Source organism: Staphylococcus kloosii, from assembly GCF_003019255.1.
GTDB lineage: Bacteria > Bacillota > Bacilli > Staphylococcales > Staphylococcaceae > Staphylococcus > Staphylococcus kloosii.
The window spans coordinates 100710-119508 of sequence record NZ_CP027846.1 but is presented as its reverse complement, the minus strand read 5'-3'; the positions used below and the strand labels follow the sequence as shown (position 1 = coordinate 119508).

At 32.5% G+C, this 18799-nt stretch carries 18 protein-coding genes and 1 riboswitch; of the genes, 10 read left to right on the top strand and 8 right to left on the bottom strand.

Annotated elements, in window-relative coordinates; all coding sequences use genetic code 11:
- Positions 1-11 precede the first annotated feature (11 nt).
- Entirely contained in the window at positions 12-581 is a 570-nt protein-coding gene (gene ahpC, locus C7J89_RS00575; protein ID WP_061854298.1) for an alkyl hydroperoxide reductase subunit C, read from the bottom strand.
- 554 nt (positions 582-1135) lie between these two features.
- Here ahpC and nfsA point away from each other — a divergent pair.
- Positions 1136-1891, top strand: coding sequence for an oxygen-insensitive NADPH nitroreductase (nfsA, locus tag C7J89_RS00570; protein WP_103294842.1), 756 nt, complete (start codon positions 1136-1138; stop codon positions 1889-1891).
- Positions 1892-1965: 74 nt separating this feature from the next.
- Positions 1966-2553, top strand: coding sequence for a hypothetical protein (locus C7J89_RS00565; protein WP_061855502.1), 588 nt, complete (start codon positions 1966-1968; stop codon positions 2551-2553).
- Positions 2554-2730: 177 nt separating this feature from the next.
- Here the strand turns inward: C7J89_RS00565 and C7J89_RS00560 are convergent, their stop codons facing one another.
- The 4 genes from C7J89_RS00560 to C7J89_RS00545 all read right to left on the bottom strand — a co-directional run bounded on the left by C7J89_RS00560 (position 2731) and on the right by C7J89_RS00545 (position 6795).
- Entirely contained in the window at positions 2731-4116 is a 1386-nt protein-coding gene (locus C7J89_RS00560; RefSeq protein ID WP_061854300.1) for an L-cystine transporter, read from the bottom strand.
- Positions 4117-4389: 273 nt separating this feature from the next.
- The gene (locus C7J89_RS00555; protein ID WP_103294840.1) at positions 4390-5403 is read right to left on the bottom strand and encodes a hypothetical protein; all 1014 of its coding nucleotides are present in this window, start codon (positions 5401-5403) and stop codon (positions 4390-4392) included.
- Positions 5404-5528: 125 nt separating this feature from the next.
- Positions 5529-6212, bottom strand: a complete 684-nt coding sequence (locus tag C7J89_RS00550; RefSeq protein ID WP_061854302.1) for a hypothetical protein — start codon at positions 6210-6212, stop codon at positions 5529-5531.
- A 148-nt stretch (positions 6213-6360) separates the two neighbouring features.
- The gene (locus tag C7J89_RS00545; RefSeq protein ID WP_103294839.1) at positions 6361-6795 is read right to left on the bottom strand and encodes a general stress protein; all 435 of its coding nucleotides are present in this window, start codon (positions 6793-6795) and stop codon (positions 6361-6363) included.
- A gap of 215 nt (positions 6796-7010) precedes the next feature.
- A riboswitch (purine riboswitch) is annotated at positions 7011-7113 on the top strand.
- A gap of 221 nt (positions 7114-7334) precedes the next feature.
- Here C7J89_RS00545 and xpt point away from each other — a divergent pair.
- From xpt to guaA, 4 genes are read left to right on the top strand one after another with little or no spacing between them, the layout of a single operon-like run.
- The gene (gene xpt, locus C7J89_RS00540) at positions 7335-7928 is read left to right on the top strand and encodes a xanthine phosphoribosyltransferase (protein WP_061854304.1); all 594 of its coding nucleotides are present in this window, start codon (positions 7335-7337) and stop codon (positions 7926-7928) included.
- Entirely contained in the window at positions 7925-9181 is a 1257-nt protein-coding gene (pbuX, locus tag C7J89_RS00535; RefSeq protein ID WP_103294838.1) for a xanthine permease PbuX, read from the top strand. The genes xpt and pbuX overlap by 4 nt, the downstream gene beginning before the upstream one ends.
- 41 nt (positions 9182-9222) lie before the next feature.
- Positions 9223-10689, top strand: a complete 1467-nt coding sequence (gene guaB / locus C7J89_RS00530) for an IMP dehydrogenase (protein ID WP_103294837.1) — start codon at positions 9223-9225, stop codon at positions 10687-10689.
- A 20-nt stretch (positions 10690-10709) separates the two neighbouring features.
- The gene (guaA, locus tag C7J89_RS00525; protein ID WP_061853443.1) at positions 10710-12251 is read left to right on the top strand and encodes a glutamine-hydrolyzing GMP synthase; all 1542 of its coding nucleotides are present in this window, start codon (positions 10710-10712) and stop codon (positions 12249-12251) included.
- A gap of 1193 nt (positions 12252-13444) precedes the next feature.
- Here guaA and C7J89_RS00515 read toward each other — a convergent pair.
- Positions 13445-14053, bottom strand: coding sequence for a stage II sporulation protein M (locus C7J89_RS00515; protein ID WP_103294835.1), 609 nt, complete (start codon positions 14051-14053; stop codon positions 13445-13447).
- A 276-nt stretch (positions 14054-14329) separates the two neighbouring features.
- Positions 14330-14731: a hypothetical protein gene (locus C7J89_RS00510; protein WP_103294834.1), complete on the bottom strand. Its 402-nt coding sequence runs from the start codon at positions 14729-14731 to the stop codon at positions 14330-14332.
- A gap of 345 nt (positions 14732-15076) precedes the next feature.
- Between C7J89_RS00510 and C7J89_RS00505 the strand changes: the two genes are divergently transcribed.
- The 4 genes from C7J89_RS00505 to C7J89_RS00490 all read left to right on the top strand — a co-directional run bounded on the left by C7J89_RS00505 (position 15077) and on the right by C7J89_RS00490 (position 18208).
- Positions 15077-15499, top strand: coding sequence for a MarR family winged helix-turn-helix transcriptional regulator (locus C7J89_RS00505; RefSeq protein ID WP_103294833.1), 423 nt, complete (start codon positions 15077-15079; stop codon positions 15497-15499).
- Positions 15500-15514: 15 nt separating this feature from the next.
- Positions 15515-16351 carry an N-acyl homoserine lactonase family protein gene (locus C7J89_RS00500; protein WP_103294832.1) on the top strand — a complete coding sequence of 279 codons (837 nt, stop codon included), beginning with the start codon at positions 15515-15517 and terminating at the stop codon, positions 16349-16351.
- 116 nt (positions 16352-16467) lie between these two features.
- Positions 16468-16995, top strand: a complete 528-nt coding sequence (locus tag C7J89_RS00495) for a VOC family protein (protein WP_103294831.1) — start codon at positions 16468-16470, stop codon at positions 16993-16995.
- A gap of 565 nt (positions 16996-17560) precedes the next feature.
- Positions 17561-18208, top strand: coding sequence for a hypothetical protein (locus C7J89_RS00490; RefSeq protein WP_103294830.1), 648 nt, complete (start codon positions 17561-17563; stop codon positions 18206-18208).
- Positions 18209-18278: 70 nt separating this feature from the next.
- Here C7J89_RS00490 and C7J89_RS00485 read toward each other — a convergent pair whose 3' ends face one another.
- The gene (locus C7J89_RS00485) at positions 18279-18764 is read right to left on the bottom strand and encodes a GNAT family N-acetyltransferase (RefSeq protein WP_103294829.1); all 486 of its coding nucleotides are present in this window, start codon (positions 18762-18764) and stop codon (positions 18279-18281) included.
- Positions 18765-18799 lie beyond the last annotated feature (35 nt).

Genomic DNA, 18799 nt, shown 5'->3' with positions numbered 1-18799 from the left:
TCAATGCCTCCTTAGATTTTACCTACTAAGTCAAGTCCAGGTTGTAATGTTTCTGAACCTTCTTCCCATTTTGCTGGGCAAACTTCGCCTGGATGTTGACGAACATATTGTGCTGCTTTGATTTTGTGTACTAATGTGCTTGCGTCACGGCCAATTCCGTCAGCGTTGATTTCTGCTGCTTGAACAACACCATCAGGGTCAACGATGAAAGTACCGCGTTGAGCAAGACCTAATTCTTCATCTAAAACATCGAAGTTACGAGTGATAGTTTGAGAAGGGTCACCAATCATTTGATATTGGATTTTGTTAATAGCTTCTGAATGGTCGTGCCAAGCTTTGTGTACGAAATGAGTATCAGTAGATACTGAATATACGTTAACTCCTAATTCTTGTAATTTATCATATTGACCTTGTAAGTCTTCTAACTCAGTAGGACATACGAATGAAAAGTCTGCTGGGTAGAAACAAACAACACTCCATGAACCTTTTAAGTTTTCGTCAGAGATTTCAAAGAATTCATCTTTCTTTGGGTCATAAGCATTTGCTGTGAATGGTAAAATTTCTTTATTGATTAAAGACATAAAAAACATCCTCCTAAATTGTATGTTGATTATCTTGAGATTAGAATTTCGCAATAGATTGTTCTAATTGTTTATTTATAATAATTCTAATCTTTGAAATCTATTATTACATTTAATTTTTATTTCGTCAACATAGATGTTTCGTTCCTATAATGATAAGCAATGTAGATTTTTAAAGGTTTTGTGACAACAAATAGAAAGTATAATTTATTAATTTTTATAGTTCATTATTAAGATAATTTTACATTTTGTTAATATCAATTAGATATTTTTATTCTCAACTAACACATTTATTTTAAATTTTAATAGGATTATATTAATTTTAGATATTAAGCAAAAGCAATAGCACACTGTATGGTATCGCTTACATAATATTGAGGGTTTATAAGGATAATACGCTATTTACTATCATTAATTTTTTATCACTTTAAATTATAAAGAAATTTAGTTATATAGCTTTAAAATCATTGAAAAAAGGGTAAGCATTAAATAAGTATATTGTGCTTATATTTGCTATTATTTATTAAATAAGTACATAGAAATGAGGTTTTAGCGTGACGAATTATGTTTATGACTTAATGAAAAAACACCATTCAGTTAGAAAATTTAAAGACAAACCGCTTTCTAACGACGAAATTAAAAAATTAGTTGAAGCAGGTCAAAGTGCTTCGTCATCTAGTTATTTACAAACTTATTCCATTATAGGTGTCGATGATCCCCAAGTTAAAAATGATTTAAAAGAAGTTTCAGGACAACCATATGTTGTAGACAATGGCTACCTATTTGTATTTGTAATGGATTATTATAGACATGCATTAATAGAAGAAGATAAAAAAAGTGACATGGATGTTTCGATAGGTTCTACCGAAGGGTTATTAGTAGGTACTATTGATGCAGCATTAGTGGCTCAAAATATAGCGGTTGCAGCAGAGGATAGGGGTTATGGCATAGTTTATTTAGGTTCCTTACGTAATGATGTTCATCGCGTGAAAGAAATACTTAATTTACCTGAACATACTTTCCCACTATTTGGTATGGCTGTAGGTGAACCTGCTGATGATGAAAATGGTGCGCCGAAACCACGCTTGCCGTTTGAACATATTTTCCACGAAAATCAATATAATAGTGATGAGCAAGAACAACGTAAAGCATTAGAAGATTACGATAAAACTGTAAGTGATTATTATCATAAGCGTACGAATGGAGAACGTAATGAAACGTGGTCTAATCAAATTGCTCGTGCATTAGGAAGTAAGCAAAGATTAGATATGTTAGATGAATTGAATAGATCAGGTTTCTTAAAGCGTTAATTTTTCGTATTAAATATTTTGCTGTGGTTTACGATTAAAAGTTAATTATTAGGAAGGAGTTGGTTACATTGAGCATGTTTGATAAATTATTTAAAAATAATGATGACAATCGTGATTGTACACCTGAAGAAAGTAATGATAACCAACAAGTACATGCCAATGAAGATGTACTTACTCCTTCACAAGCGCAAGATTATTGGGCAAAAATTGCTAGTAAAGTCATTGTCAGTGCAACTAATTGTGTAGACCATATGGCTGAACGTATTTTCATACTTATATCATTTGATGAAAAAATGCCCACCATGGATATATTTTTTCAAATGAATGGTCAAATTAGAATGTGGAATGATTTAGACAATCCGCAACAAAAAAAGGTGATTTATCAAAGTTTGTTGCCACAAGCTGTTAACGTGGTCAAACAAGTGCATAATCTTTATGATCGTGCAGATGTGACACGTATCGCATATTCTCAAATTCAGTTTGAATTTGAAAGTAAGACTTGGTACTTACATGATATTTCACAGGCATCAATGGAAGCTCAATTAGATAAAGAAGCAGCTTTCTTAAAATGGTTTGATGATGTCTCACGTGAAATTAAAAATCTAGCAGTTGATAGTGAACAAAAAATAACGTGGGGGCCATTTAAACCACTTAGTAATTAATAAAAGGGAGCGGGACAGAAATCTTATTTTTATAAGAAGATTTTGTAGTCCCACCCCGGCAAGGATGACTAGAGTTGAAAGACGCTTGATATAAGCGCATTTTCAATTCAGGCATCTACTGCCAATAAAAAATGAGCCTGAAGACACGATAATGTCTCAGGCTCTTTCTATATTAAATTAACTATTAGCAGTTAATTCTCCGTAAGATTGTTCATGATAAACGTCTTTATCTAAGTTGTTAGTTAATTTTGATGTACCTACACCTGCTAACATAGAGTCATTAACGTTTAATGCTGTGCGTCCCATATCAATAAGAGGTTCTACAGAAATTAAGACACCCGCTAGAGCGACAGGTAAGTTTAATGTTGATAGTACTAAAATAGATGCGAATGTTGCACCACCACCAACGCCGGCAACGCCAAATGAACTAATAATAACGATACCAATCACTGATAAGATAAACTGTAAATTTATTTCAACGTGAGCTACAGGTGCTACCATAATAGCTAACATTGCAGGATAAATACCTGCACAACCATTTTGACCTATTGAAAGTCCAAAGGAAGCTGAGAAGTTAGCGATGCCGTCAGGTACGCCTAGACGATTTTTTTGAGTTTGCACGTTTAAGGGTAATGAACCTGCGCTTGAACGTGAAGTGAATGCGAATAGTAATACTTCACCCGTTTTCTTAATGAACGTTAAAGGATTTAATCCTAAAATCATAAGAATAATCATGTGAATGATATACATTACGATTAATGCTACATAAGTTGCGATAACAAATTTACCTAGCGTCCAAATTGCTGCAAAGTCACTTGTAGCAATTGTTTTCGTCATAATAGCTAAGATACCATAAGGTGTTAAACGTAACACGAAAGTAACGATTGCCATTACTAACGCATAAACTGCGTCGATACCACGTTTAAGTAGGTTGCCTTGTTCTGGTTGCTTACGTAATACACGTAGAAAGGCAAAACCGATAAACGCTGCGAAAATCACAACGGCAATTGTTGATGTTGCACGTTGACCAGTGAAATCTAAGAACGGGTTACTTGGTAACAATTCAATGATTTGTTGTGGTAGTGTTTTAGCACTCATATCTTTTGCTTGGCTAGCTATTTCACTACCTCTAGAACCTACTGCACCGCCTAAATCAATTGATGAAGCATCTAAATGGAACGCGAGAGCAGCTAAGATACCAACAATAGCAGCAATACCGACAGTTCCTATTAAGAATACAAAGATCCACATACCCACCTTGGCGAATTTTTCACCAATTTGAATTTTAGTAAATGCGGAAACGATAGAGATAAATATTAACGGAATAACAATCATTTGTAAGAGGGAAATATATCCATCTCCAGCAATACTTAGCCAATCCGTAGTTTGTTTTGTTATTTTGCTATCCACACCATAAATTAAGTGTAACGCAATACCGAAAACGATACCTACGCCTAACGCAGAGAAGACACGTTTAGGAAATGAAACGTGTTTTTTAGCCATAATACTTAATCCGATGATGAAGGCCACAAAAATAATAATGTTTAAAACAGTAAGTAACATTGTCAGGACCTACACTTTCCTATAATAATTTTTAATAAGCCGAGTTACTTAATAAGGATAGTAGCATTTATAAATATATTCAAGAGGGTTGCTTAATAAATATATATAATATTAAAAGATTATATATTCTGACAATTATAATTGTTTGATATTTAAAAAGCTGGAGTACGTAAATGGGGTGGGGAGGATATGTAAATAATCTGTCGGAATTGTTATAGAACAAAATTAAAACAGCCACAACAATTAATCATGTTGTAGCTGTTAAGTGTAAACTTATAAGTTAAATAAACGCGCGAAGAAACCTTTTTTCTCTGAAGAAGGTGTTTCTTTAGTTAGTGGTGAAGATTGTGCTGCTGTTGAATATTCGTTGTCATGTGTTGCATCAGAAGATGATTCTGAATGGTCATTTTCGTTACTTTCATTTGTTTGGGAAGTAGCATCAGTTGAAGCAGTTTGTGTAATTTCTTGCTCGCTTGTTTTACTGCTGTCAGTTGCATCTTTTTGTGCATCTGACTTAGTAGCGTCTTCATCAGTTGAAGTCTTAGCTTCTGTTGATTGTGAATCAACTTGTGTGAATTCTTCTTCAGTAGCTTTTGTTTCGCTCTGTTTATTAGTCTCAACAGAAGCGTTGCTTTCTTGAGCTTCTTTTTGTTTAACATTACTTGCCGTTGTACTGTCTTCAGTGGCTTGAGCTTGTTCGGAACTTTGACTAGATTGTGGTTTAGAACTTTCTGTATCATTAGCGACACTTGATTGAATTAGGGCAGCTTGTTCAGATTGTGTTTTGTGAATTTCTGCTTGTGTCGTTATTATTTCATCAGTAGAAGATTGGATCGTTTTTAAAGCTTCAGTATTTGTATCGAGTTTAGCAGTAATTTGATTTTGTAGCTCGCGTAATTCGTTTTGTTGATTATGTACTTGGCTAATCATTTGGCCTAACATATGACGTTCTTCGCGAATTTGTTGAATCTCACTACGTAATTCTTCTACAACTTGGCTAACATTTTGGTTAGTAGGTAAGTTACTACTGTCATCTTTGACTAGTACTTGTAGGAAATCTTTTTCTTGTTCTAGTTCATCGAAAGCTAAATCATAACTATTTGTTTGTCTAACTTTCTCAGCGATGTCTTGGAATAACTCAATATCTTCTTCTTTAAAGTCTGTAGCTTCTCTACCTCGATATTCTGTCTTGCTGAGTTGGTATCCACGTTCTTCTAAATGCTGAACTATTTTACGCACTTGTTTTTCACTAAGTTCTACACGTTGGGCGAATTCTTTCGTTAACATAGAAATAAATCCTTTCTAAAAATAAATTTATGTATAGGGACGTTTGTCTTCGGTCAGTGAAACGTCAGTCTAACTTCTATGCCATTTTACCCCGTTTTAATAATGATTTCAAGTGTTGCTATACTTTAAGACTGCTTACGTAGGTCCATTTGTTCTAACATAGGATAAATGATATGACGTGAAATTTTGTTAGCAAATACATACTTTAATATATAATTTGATTTGATACTTGTACCATAGATGTCTTTTGTTAACTCAATATTTGATTTAATAAACAAGTCCATCGGCTGCTCTTCAAAATTGTTTTTAATAGGTTGTCTAGGTGCTATATAGTCAATATCGTTTTGTTGCTCAAATCCATACTCCATTAATAAACGACGTCTTTTATTTAGCACTATTGTTTTTTCATTGTCTTCTAACTCATCTTCGTCTATTTCTTGATCTACTTCGAGCATGATGAAATTAATATCATGAGCGTGCAATTGGTTAGATAATTTATTTAGTTCCTTTTCCATCTCTTCGAGTGTCAGTCTAATTGTTATATCGCGATTGCCATTATTTTCGGCTAACAAGTAAATTAAAAAAGCTGAGTTTGTAGTTGCTTCATAGTGTGCAGTAGCAATACTGACGATTGAGTCGTTATCAATACCCACAAGGAAAATGTAATCATGTTTAGTATATTTATTTTCTAATGACTGACGGAAAATCTTTTCTCCCTCTTTAAGAGAGACGTCTAGCTTACCGTCATATAAATTTAAAGCTTCTTCGAATAAAGGATCTTGCACGGTTTTAACTATTTTAAATTCCATCTTCAAACCTCCGTACTGTAGATTATTTGTGCTTATTGTAGCATACAGATGAATTTGGCGTAATTATCAACTGTGGTAGAAAGTTATATAAATGAATAAAAAAAGAGTATTAGTCGTTAAACTAATACTCTATAAAAACTATTTAGCATTAAGATTTTGGCCCTTCTGATTGCTCAGAATAATGATTACCAACAACGTTACTTTGGTTATCATTTTCGCCTTCAGTGGCATAAGCAGCGTTATAGTTTTGTACTTCATCATGTGACGATTCGTCTTTAGATATAGCTAAAATATATTTGCCGTCGTGGAGTTCATTTTTATAATGTTCCTCTTGGTCTTCAGGCATGCTGTAATGTGCAAGCACAGCTGCTTCAGTATCTTCACCGGTAAGTAATTTAGCTGCCATATCACTTATGCCACCTGTTGTTGCTGTTAAATTGATTTCAGAGTCATGTAAATCATCTAAATGTAATTTTTTCTTACTAATTACAGACAATTCGTAATCATGATACCCTTCAGCTCTTTTTTGTTTAATTGCTTCATATAATTCATCTGTACCATTTACAACTTTAAATTCAGCCATGGTTGTACCCTCCAATTAACTTCTTTCGATTACTCATTCTCTACCCAGTTACTCTTGATGTGAAACGATTTAATTAAATTATAAAACGAATATCTATAACTTACAAATGTTATTATACTCTATAATTAACCGCTTACAAGTGCAGGTTAAATAGTCAATTAGCATACATTTTGTATAAAGTGTATATTGAAAGGAATATGAAAATTTGGTATTATCGTATAATAATTTAACTAGCTCATATAATCTAAAGAATATGGCTTTAGAAGTTTCTACCGTGTTGCCGCAAACGACATGACTATGAGTAACAAGACAATACATACAATAACTATATTTTAATCATGCATAACCGAATGAAAGTGATTTGGTTTCGTACCATTCTACTATTAGTTTGCTAGCGGGAAAGGTAATTAATAGTTAGAAATATACAGCTGATTATTTTGGTCATTGGTCACGTTTTTGTATTGCATGTTCACTCATAGATCCTGAAACTTCATTAGTTTAGGGTCTTTTTTGTACACATTACGAGGAGGTTTTTTCGAGTGGATTTGTTGAAACAAAGAGTTAAAGAAGATGGCGTGGTCATTGATGAAAGGATTTTAAAAGTAGATGGCTTTTTAAATCATCAAATTGATGCGCAACTTATGCATGAAATTGGTAACACTTTTCATGAACAATTTAAAAATGAAGGTGTTACGAAAGTATTAACTATTGAAGCATCGGGCATAGCTCCAGCGATTATGACTGCACTACATTTTAATGTACCTTGTTTGTTTGCTAAAAAGGCAAAACCAAGTACATTAACAAAAGATGTTTATCATGCAGATATACACTCATTTACTAAAAACAATACGAGTACTGTCATCGTGTCAGATGAATTTCTATCTGAAGATGATCGTGTGCTTATCATTGATGACTTTTTAGCAAACGGTGATGCTTCATTAGGACTTAACGAAATTGTTCAACAAGCTCAGGCGACGACGGTCGGTATTGGCATCGTAGTCGAAAAGAGTTTTCAACAAGGTAGGAAACGACTAGAGGACTCAGGATTAAATGTATCTTCTCTATGTAAGGTTGCCTCTTTAAAAGGAAACAATGTCACATTCGTCGATGAAACAGTAAGCGAGGAAGTATGAAGACCTTTATTTTAAGTGTTCAACATTTACTTGCTATGTATGCAGGTGCGATACTTGTTCCGATTATTGTAGGTACAAGTTTGCATTTTTCATCCGAGCAAATTGCATTTTTAGTGACTGTTGATATTTTTATGTGTGGTGTCGCTACATTTTTACAAGTATGGAAAGGTACAGGGACAGGTTTACCTATCGTATTAGGTTGTACTTTTACAGCGGTAGCACCAATGATATTAATTGGCCAAACAAAAGGTATTAGCGATCTATATGGTTCGTTACTATTATCAGGTGTTTTAGTAATCATAATTGCACCGTTTTTCTCCTATTTAGTAAGATTCTTCCCTCCAGTTGTCACTGGGAGTGTAGTAACGATTATAGGTATTAATCTTATGCCTGTTGCAATGAATTATTTAGCAGGTGGGGAAGGAGCTAAAGATTATGGTGACGGTAAAAACATCCTTTTAGGAATAGTTACGTTAGTCGTTATCTTGATTGTGCAACGATTTACTGAAGGGTTTTTAAAATCAATTGCTATTCTCATTGGTTTAGTTGTTGGTACAGTGCTAGCTTCGTTTATTGGTGTAGTTGACGTTAAACAGGTGGGTGAAGCGCATTGGTTTGCATTACCACAACCGTTTAGATTTTCTGGACTCAGTTTTGATTTCGGTGCCACAATTGTCTTTTTCATTGTCGCGCTAGTTAGTTTAATCGAGTCTACAGGCGTTTATCACGCTTTAAGTGAGATTACCGGTAAACACTTAACACGTAAAGATTTTCGTAAAGGATACACAGCCGAAGGAATAGCAATTGTTTTGGGAGCAATTTTCAATTCATTCCCATATACAGCGTATTCACAAAATGTAGGTTTAGTATCTTTATCAGGTGCCAAGAAAAATAAAGTTATTTACGGTATGGTCATTTTATTAATAATTTGTGGATGTATTCCAAAACTAGGTGCAATGGCTAATATGATCCCGTTACCTGTTTTAGGTGGCGCGATGATAGCAATGTTTGGCATGGTTATGGCATATGGTGTTAGTATATTAGGTAATATCAATTTTAAAAATCAAAATAATTTGTTGATAATAGCTGTTTCAGTTGGACTAGGTACGGGCATTAGCGCTGTTCCTCAAGCTTTTAAGGCGCTTGGTAGCCAATTTGCTTGGTTAGTACAAAATGGTATCGTACTCGGCGCATTATCTGCGATTATTCTGAATTTCTTCTTTAATGGCATTAAGAACCAACAAAAAACATAAGTTATAAAAATAACTATAAACAAAATGGAGGCTGTTTAATAATGTGGGAAAATAAGTTTGAAAAAGAATCTTTAACTTTTGATGATGTATTACTATTACCGGCGGAGTCAGATATTTTACCTAAAGAGGTAGATTTAAGTGTTCAACTGTCAGATAAAATTAAATTAAATATTCCTGTTATCTCTGCAGGTATGGATACTGTAACAGAATCAAAAATGGCAATTGCAATGGCAAGACAGGGTGGTCTGGGTGTTATTCATAAAAATATGAATATCGAAGATCAAGCTGATGAAGTGCAAAAAGTTAAACGTTCTGAAAATGGTGTCATCACTGATCCATTTTACTTAACTCCATCAGAAAGTGTGTTCGAAGCTGAAGCGCTTATGGGTAAATATCGAATTTCAGGTGTACCAATTGTAAATAATGAAGAAGAAAAGCAATTTGTAGGAATCATTACAAACCGTGACTTACGTTTTATCGAAGACTTTTCAATTAAAATTTCTGATGTTATGACTAAAGAAAATTTAGTTACAGCACCTGTAGGTACTACACTAGAGGAAGCAGAAGAATTATTACAACAACACAAAATCGAAAAATTACCATTAGTTGAAGATGGCAAATTAAAAGGCCTTATCACTATTAAAGATATCGAAAAAGTATCAGAATTCCCTCATTCAGCTAAAGATGAACATGGTAGATTATTAGTTGGGGCAGCAATCGGTATTGCCAAAGACACTGATATCCGTGCAGAAAAATTAGTAGAAGCAGGCGTAGATGCATTAGTTATTGATACAGCACACGGACATTCAAAAGGTGTTATCGACCAAGTACGCCATATTAAAGAGAAATTCCCACAAGTTACATTAATCGCTGGTAATGTTGCAACTGCAACAGCTACTAAAGCTTTATATGAAGCGGGTGCTGATGTAGTGAAAGTTGGTATTGGTCCTGGTTCAATTTGTACAACACGTGTTGTAGCGGGCGTAGGTGTGCCTCAAATCACTGCTGTTTATGATTGCGCAACTGAAGCACGTAAACATGGTAAAACAATTATCGCAGATGGCGGTATTAAATTCTCAGGCGATATTATAAAAGCGCTAGCTGCTGGTGGTCACGCAGTTATGTTAGGTAGTTTACTTGCAGGTACTGAAGAAAGCCCAGGAGAAACTGAAATATTCCAAGGTAGACAATATAAAGTATACCGTGGTATGGGCTCATTAGGCGCAATGGAAAGTGGTTCAAATGACCGTTATTTCCAACAAGACAAAACACCTAAAAAATTCGTGCCTGAAGGTATCGAAGGGCGTATTGCTTTCAAAGGTGCTTTACAAGACACTGTATATCAATTAATGGGCGGTGTAAGATCAGGTATGGGTTACACTGGTTCTAAAAACTTAGAAGCGTTAAGAGAAGAAGCTCAATTTACACGTATGGGCCCTGCAGGACTAGCAGAAAGTCACCCACATGACGTTCAAATTACAAAAGAGTCACCAAATTACTCATTCTAAGTCAAAGGAGATAAACACTTATGGAAATGGCTAAAGAGCAAGAGTTAATTCTTGTTTTAGACTTCGGCAGTCAATACAATCAATTAATTACACGCCGTATACGTGAAATGGGCGTATATAGTGAATTACACGATCACGAAATTTCTATTGAAGAAATTAAATTAATGAACCCTAAAGGTATTATCTTATCTGGAGGACCAAATTCAGTATATGAAGAAAATTCATTTACAATTGATCCAGAAATTTACAATTTAGGTATTCCAATTTTAGGAATTTGTTACGGTATGCAACTGACTACGAAATTATTAGGTGGCAAAGTTGAACGTGCCAATGAACGTGAATATGGTAAAGCAATTATAAATGCTAAAACAGACGAATTATTCTTTGGTTTGCCTGAAGAACAAAATGTTTGGATGAGCCATTCTGATAAAGTAATCGAAATTCCCGACGGTTTCGAGGTAATTGCAGATAGTCCAAGCACAAATTATGCAGCAATTGAAGATAAATCACGTCGTATCTACGGCGTACAATTCCACCCAGAAGTACGTCATACTGAATATGGTAATGATTTATTACGTAACTTTATTCGTCGCGTATGTGAATGTACTGGCGAATGGTCAATGGAGAACTTTATCGATATTGAAATAGAAAAGATCCGCGAACAAGTTGGCGACCGTCGTGTCTTATGTGCAATGAGCGGTGGTGTTGATTCATCAGTAGTTGCAGTGTTGCTACATAAAGCAATTGGTGATCAACTTACATGTATCTTTGTTGACCATGGCCTGTTACGTAAAGGTGAAGGCGACATGGTTATGGAACAATTTGGTGAAGGCTTTAATATGAATATTATTCGTGTTGATGCACAAGAACGTTTCATGAGCAAATTAGCCGGCGTTTCAGACCCAGAACAAAAGCGTAAAATCATTGGTAACGAATTCGTATATGTTTTCGATGACGAAGCGTCTAAATTAAAAGGTGTAGACTTCTTAGCACAAGGAACACTTTACACTGACGTTATCGAATCAGGTACAAAAACTGCCCAAACGATTAAATCACACCATAACGTAGGTGGCTTACCAGAAGATATGGAATTCCAACTTATCGAGCCAATCAACACGTTATTTAAAGATGAAGTACGTGCATTAGGTATTGAGTTAGGTATACCTGAACACTTAGTTTGGAGACAACCATTCCCAGGTCCAGGACTTGGTATTCGCGTATTAGGTGAAATCACTGAAGATAAATTAGAAATCGTTAGAGAATCTGATGCGATCTTACGTCAAGTTATCCGTGAGGAAGGTCTTGAACGTGAAGTTTGGCAATACTTTACTGTATTACCAGGCATTCAATCAGTCGGTGTCATGGGAGACTACCGTACGTACGACCACACAGTAGGTATCCGTGCAGTGACATCTATCGATGGTATGACAAGTGACTTTGCTCGTATTGACTGGGAAGTCTTACAAAAAATCTCAAGCCGTATCGTTAACGAAGTAGACCACGTCAACCGCGTAGTCTATGACATAACTTCTAAGCCACCAAGCACAATTGAGTGGGAATAATAGTGTAGAATGATGAAACCCCTTAGGCATAGGCTTAAGGGGGTTTTGTTACCATTAAAGTAAAAAATAGAAAAGTGAGATTGTATAAAAGTTCAATTGAAAAATAATTGCTTTATAGTAAGTGACATACCTAAAAGTGTAGCGATAAAGGTAATAAATCCTATAATGATACTATTAATAAATGAAAGTTTGAACTTTATAAGCTCATCTCTTTCCCTAATTCCCAAGTCATTGTTGAATATCCAATTATAAATACTTATAGTAAAATTTCTGATTATTTTAACTAACACATATGTAATGATTGAGGAAGTTATAATAATGAAGTAGTTGTCGAATTCATTAAGGTTTTTAATATCTTTATATATTAAAATGTATATACTGTATAAAAAGATAAATATTAAAGAAATCACTTTTACTATCTTGAATAGTTTTCTGTTTTTTGTGTATACCGATATATAAATTAGTATTAAATATATATCTAAAAATGACAATATAATTAATAAGTACACTATAGTTTCTAATAGTTCATTTAATTTATTGTTCACAAATTCTGATTTTAGAGCTAAGATAACGGCATAGAAAGTTAAAGTTAACGGTAAGATAAATACTGTTGCTATAATGTTTTGAAAAGTAGTTTTAGTAAATTTTCGATGTACTTTATCTTCAATGAAAATATACTTATTTTGTAACTTTTTCTTAATTCCCATTTATTAGCACCTCGCTTTTTAGCTTATTTGGTGTGTCTCTATCCATTTGCGCAAGTACATGATTGTGAAATTATAAGGGTACCTTACTATCAAATACTTTATATAATATATTTATAATAATAGTTTAACTTCTTTTTAAAATTTTAGTGATTTCTCTTTTTATAAATAAATTTTTCCTCTACCTATAATTAGTGATTATATTATTGAAATTAGCATAAATACCACAAAGATAGATGTTAATATAAGTGCTCTAATTATGATTATTTAAAATTTAACTATTAAACAATTGCTAGATTACATATAACCATAGATTAAAATTTGAACGCTGCTTAATTAAAAGTATACTATATAGCACGCAATACTAAAATAGTGGGTGTTTACAAAGATAATTTTAAATTTAAATGTTTATCTTTGCTTTTATAAAAATTTATTTGATTGGCTTGTTAATTATTAACGTTCTTCAATAAGAACTATTGATTGTGAAGTTTAATTCATTAAATCAAAAAGAAAATTTGCTATGTATGTTTCGGCAAATGCTGCTAGAACGACCAATGGTAAAGATATAAATAAGTACATTTTTAATAAATTAAGTATACTGTCTTTAAAAGAGTAGTTATTCTTTTTTTCTTTTTTGAATAGGTTCCTTAATTTTTCTATAATAGCTTTGTTTAGCATGTAGAGTCCACTAACGATGATACAGTAACTCATAACTTCCAAAGTATAATGAGGGATATAAGCTATGAAACTAGTTAGCCCCTTGTGAGTATCAAAATTGATAAAAAAACCAAACATTATTCCAGGTATTATTATTGTTGCTATTAAATTTAAAGTATATAAAAAGGGTATAGGAATCAATGCTAATAAAAACATTTGTAACGGTACATGAAAGCCATTTATTTGAATAAATCCCCAAATTTTTGCCAGTCCTTGCTTTTCGCTCACTATTTTAGATGTTTTATTGCCCAAACTTTTTATAGATTCTTCTGTAGGATGAAACATGTAAGCAAGAAAAATTGTTATCAGTAATAAAGCAGTTGTTATTATAAAAATTTTAAGTGCTCTTTTTAAATAATTATTATTTATAATGTATAACATATGCTGTCCTTTCTGTTCTGCTATTTTGAAATAAGTTAACAGCGAACTTCTTATGGTATTGATAATATCATAGTATACAAATTCTTTATGATGTTAATTGAATTTTTAATAAACTCTATCCCTGTTGTAAAAGACTTAATATATAAATACGGAACTAATTGTTGAAATAGTTTTTAAGAAATGACCATTAATATATAGATTCTATAGGCCAATGGATTTTAAGTTTAGTAGTTACTAATACTCTAAATAATCGTTAATCATTCAATAATTTAGTAGCTAGTTTATTTTCGGTGTATTTTCGTTAACCTTCTTTGAAATCATTTCGATATCTTCTTTATTGATTATCTCAAATCCTGGTTCATCTATAATTTCTAAGAACTCAACTAGAAGATTGTAATCTTCAAAATGTGAAAGTTCTAGTGATTGCCAATAATGATAATAAGCTAAATTATATGCATTATCGATATAATTAAAATGAAAATGAAACACCTTACCTATCATTTCATGATATTCAATAGTGTTAACTTGATTAGCAAGACTTGATAAGTAAAACGCTATATTTTTATCAGAGGTATCATATGACATAAAATATGTTAAAGCTTCATCTATAGCATTGTTTCTTAATATATTTTGAAGTTCATTTGGTAATAATTTTAATAAAATATTAATACTGTTCATTTATCGAACCACCCCTTCGAGTCATATACTCAATCCATTTTTAAGATGTAACTGGTTTATAAGATAAAAGATACCAAAGGTTTACAAAATAAACTATATAAATTTAATGTTTTTTGAGTATCGATTATATTAGGAGTTCTAAGGGTTAGAGTTAGTGAATATTTACAATCGGAAGATACCACATATAATTGTTGAGAAACACTTATATAAGTACGTGCTATTAATAAATAAATTTTTGACGTAGTTAAATCATTTTAATATCCAAACTATAAGCTAATTAGACTTAAAATAAAAATTTGCATTTTAGTACACCTAGGTGTACTATTTTGTTTGAGGAGGTCAATAATGGACTCAAATAAATATGAACAATTTAATAAATTACATTTAGCTTATATAGAAATAAGTAAAAGTATAAATGAAGTGTTAGAAGAACAAGGTATCAATATTTCTAGAGAACAGCTTGGTGTATTTAAATTATTGATACAACATAAGCAACTCACATTAAAAGAAATTGCTGCAAAACAAGGTGTTTTCAAGACAGCTATTTCAAAAAGAGTTAAAAAATTAGAAGAACACGGTTATATTAAAAGAATTTCATCAAATGATAAAAGAGAAAAACTGATAGTTTTAACAAGTAAAGGTCTGAAATTTTATGAAAACAGGCAACTATTACTATATGAAGGTATGGAAAAAAAATTAAATATTTGTGAAGACGATTTAGTAACTTTGACAGAAAGTATTCAAAAAATAAATGGAATTTTAAATTGATAGGATAGATATATAATGAATAGAGAAATAAAAGTACACATTTTACACACAGGTTCAGTTATTGTAGATGAAGCTTTACCATTTGGTTATTCAACGAATAGACCATTAGCTTGGACTGGTTTGTTCCGTTCTAAAAAACATCAAATAGAATTACCAGTATCGGTATATTTAATTGAACACCCTAAAGGACTAGTTTTAATTGATACAGGTTGGCATATAGACAATAGAACAAAACAAATCAGAAATTTACTGTTCCAATATCCGGTTAATAAAGCAAAATTGCCTAAAGGGCAAGCGGTCCATGAACAACTTGCATCTCTAGGATATCAACCAAGTGACATTGATTATGTATTAATGAGTCACATGCACTGTGATCACGCTGATGGTTTGAAATTAGTTAAAGAGGCTAAAAATATTTTATTAAGCGAAGAAGAATACAAAGCTATTAAAAAAGATAAAATGCATTATTTATCTCATGAATGGAAAACGGTAAATTTAAATACATTTAAATTTCTCAATACTAACATTGGACCAAAAGGGAAATCTTTTGATTTATTCGGAGATGGAACGATACAAATGATATGGGTGCCCGGACATAGTAAGGGATTAGCTTCAACAATAGTAAAAAATACTAATAGTGATAAGTTTTTATTACTAGCTTCTGATGTGGGATATGCAGCTAAGTCTTGGAAAGAAAATGTTATTCCAGGTGTAGTGGTCAATAAATCCGATGCTATACAATCATTAGAATGGGTAAAGAAAATGGCTTCAGACAAAAATTGTATAGAAGCAATAGCTAATCATGATCCTAACGTTATTCCACATGTAGTAACTATAAATGACGGTTTATAATACTTATTTATAGATTTTATATCTAATAACATACTTGTATTACCTTAATTATGTGCATGCACATTTTCTTACAGGGTATAAAAATCATATAAAGCTCAAAGATAGGGGTAATACTTATGGGAAATGTAAGAGGTATTAATCACGTAGGTTTAACAGTACCAAATATTGATGAAGCGACACGATTTTTCAAAGAAGCATTTGGTGCTAAAATTGCGTATGATGGATTAAGTTATGATGATGAACCTAGAGAAGGGGCAGAAGTTGAAAGACAGTTAGGCCTCTCGAAAGGTGCTAAAATTGTTAAACAGCGCATGATTGTGATTGGCAATGGTCCCAATATAGAAATGTTTGAAATAGAAAGTAGTAATCAAGCTGATCCATTGGAATTAGAAGATTTAGGATATAACCATATTTCACTATTTGTAGATGATATGGATCAAGCAATTAAAGATGCCGAAAGTGCTGGAGCAAAGCCGTTATCAGAAAAACATGGGAATTCTAGATATGAAGATAGTAAGGGTAGCAGTAGCGTTTATGTGGAATCACTGTGGTGTAGTTTGATTGAACTACAGGCGATACCAAATGGTTATTATTATCCTGAAGATAGCGAGAGCACAGTCTTTATTCCAGATGAAACGAAATAATTTTGAATAATAAAACCCCTCGAGCAAAAGCTTGAGGGGCAATTTATTGTAGTAACACTACGCATTATTAAACTACAAAGTAATTGTATAAGTTTTAAAGCGATAATACTGTTGGACTAAAAGGTGAAAAATGAGGATTAATATAGAAGATATTACATTTCGTGGAATGATATAGAAGCAATTTAAGTATTATCAAAAGGGCATATTACTTATAAGTTTACAGATATTCTCTTAGAAGAATTCATATAATACGTTGTGTTCAAGCTTCACCTCATTTCATGATATTTTGATGATGCAAACAATTTGCGAATTATCTAGTGTGACGCAAATTGTATCTTTTCTCTCTATTGGTTTAATTTTACTACATAATAGAAAATAAAAACTTTCTAAAATTTACTAAATAGCAATTATTTTTTAATTTTTTCAAAATTTAAGTCAGTTTTTATATTAAAAGCTTCAACTCGAATGGATTTTTAACGGAGTTAATTTTATGAGAGAACTATATTTAATTTGAAAATATGATATATTTTACACAATGATATTTATTGCGTGGGGAGAGATTGTTATGAAAAAATTCAATTTAGTAGTAGCGCTACTTCTATCATCTGCACTGTTGGTGAGTTGCGGCAGTGGACATTCTCAAAGCGAGAATAACCAACATGGTGAAAAAAGTAGTAACTCAAAAAGTGAACATCATGATAATAAACATAAGCACAATTCAGCTAATCAAGAAAATAAAGAAAGTAACAAAACTCATGATGATCAAGACAATAATAAAACAGCTAAAACGAATAAAAGTCATCTATCTCAGTACAATTCAGAACAAATTGAATATGCTCGTGTTTGGAATCAACTAGGTCCATTGAAAAATAATATGAAAGGTATGGACGAACTTGATGTAACTAAGATATCTAAAGGGACAAAAGTGAATCCACAAGTAAAAAATAGTGCGGTGTACCCAGAAAATGTTGTGAAATTATCTGCACCAATGAAAGCCGGTGGTTCTATTACGTATAGTAGTAATGGAGATGGCACTATTAATGTATATAAAAATGTTCCGTACAATTGGGTAGATACTTCGCAAAGTGATAGTGGTAAAACAGAACAAGCTACTAAAGATGCGATTTCTAAAAATATTCAAACTGTTAAAATTAAGCCAACTGACAATGAACAAATAGCGCAATTAGCAAGTAAATTAAAATATCAACAATAGTAGTTCAAAATTATGACTTATAAAAAAGCATGATACATAACGACAATAATAGTCTTATGTACCATGCTTTTTATAGCGCTTTTATTAAGTTGTACCATTCAACACCACCATGGGTTGAATCTGAGATGCCATAATTTGTATAACCATACCCTTCATAAAATGAAATTAATGAAGCTCTACATGTTAAAGTTACACCATTTCTATTGTGCTTTTTTGCTAGGTTTTCAAAGCGTTGTAACAATTGACCTGCTAAACCTTGACCTCTATATTCTTTTGCGACAACGATACCTAATATAGATAAAAAACCACCTTCAGTTGGATTAGGTTGTATAGTTTCGAATAAGTCATCCGTAATATACATTTTACTAACGACTGGACCGTTAATATAACCGGCAACTTTTTCCTTATCTAATGCCACGATAAAAGTGTCATTAATATTATGTATTCTATCAATAAGTGCATCTTTAGTAGCTGCTTCAGCTGTTGTAAAACCTGCGTTTTCAATTGCTAATATTTGGTTTAAGTCAGCTATTTTAGCATTTCTGAATTCAAACATGTCATTACTCCTTTCAATATTTAAAGAAGAACTAT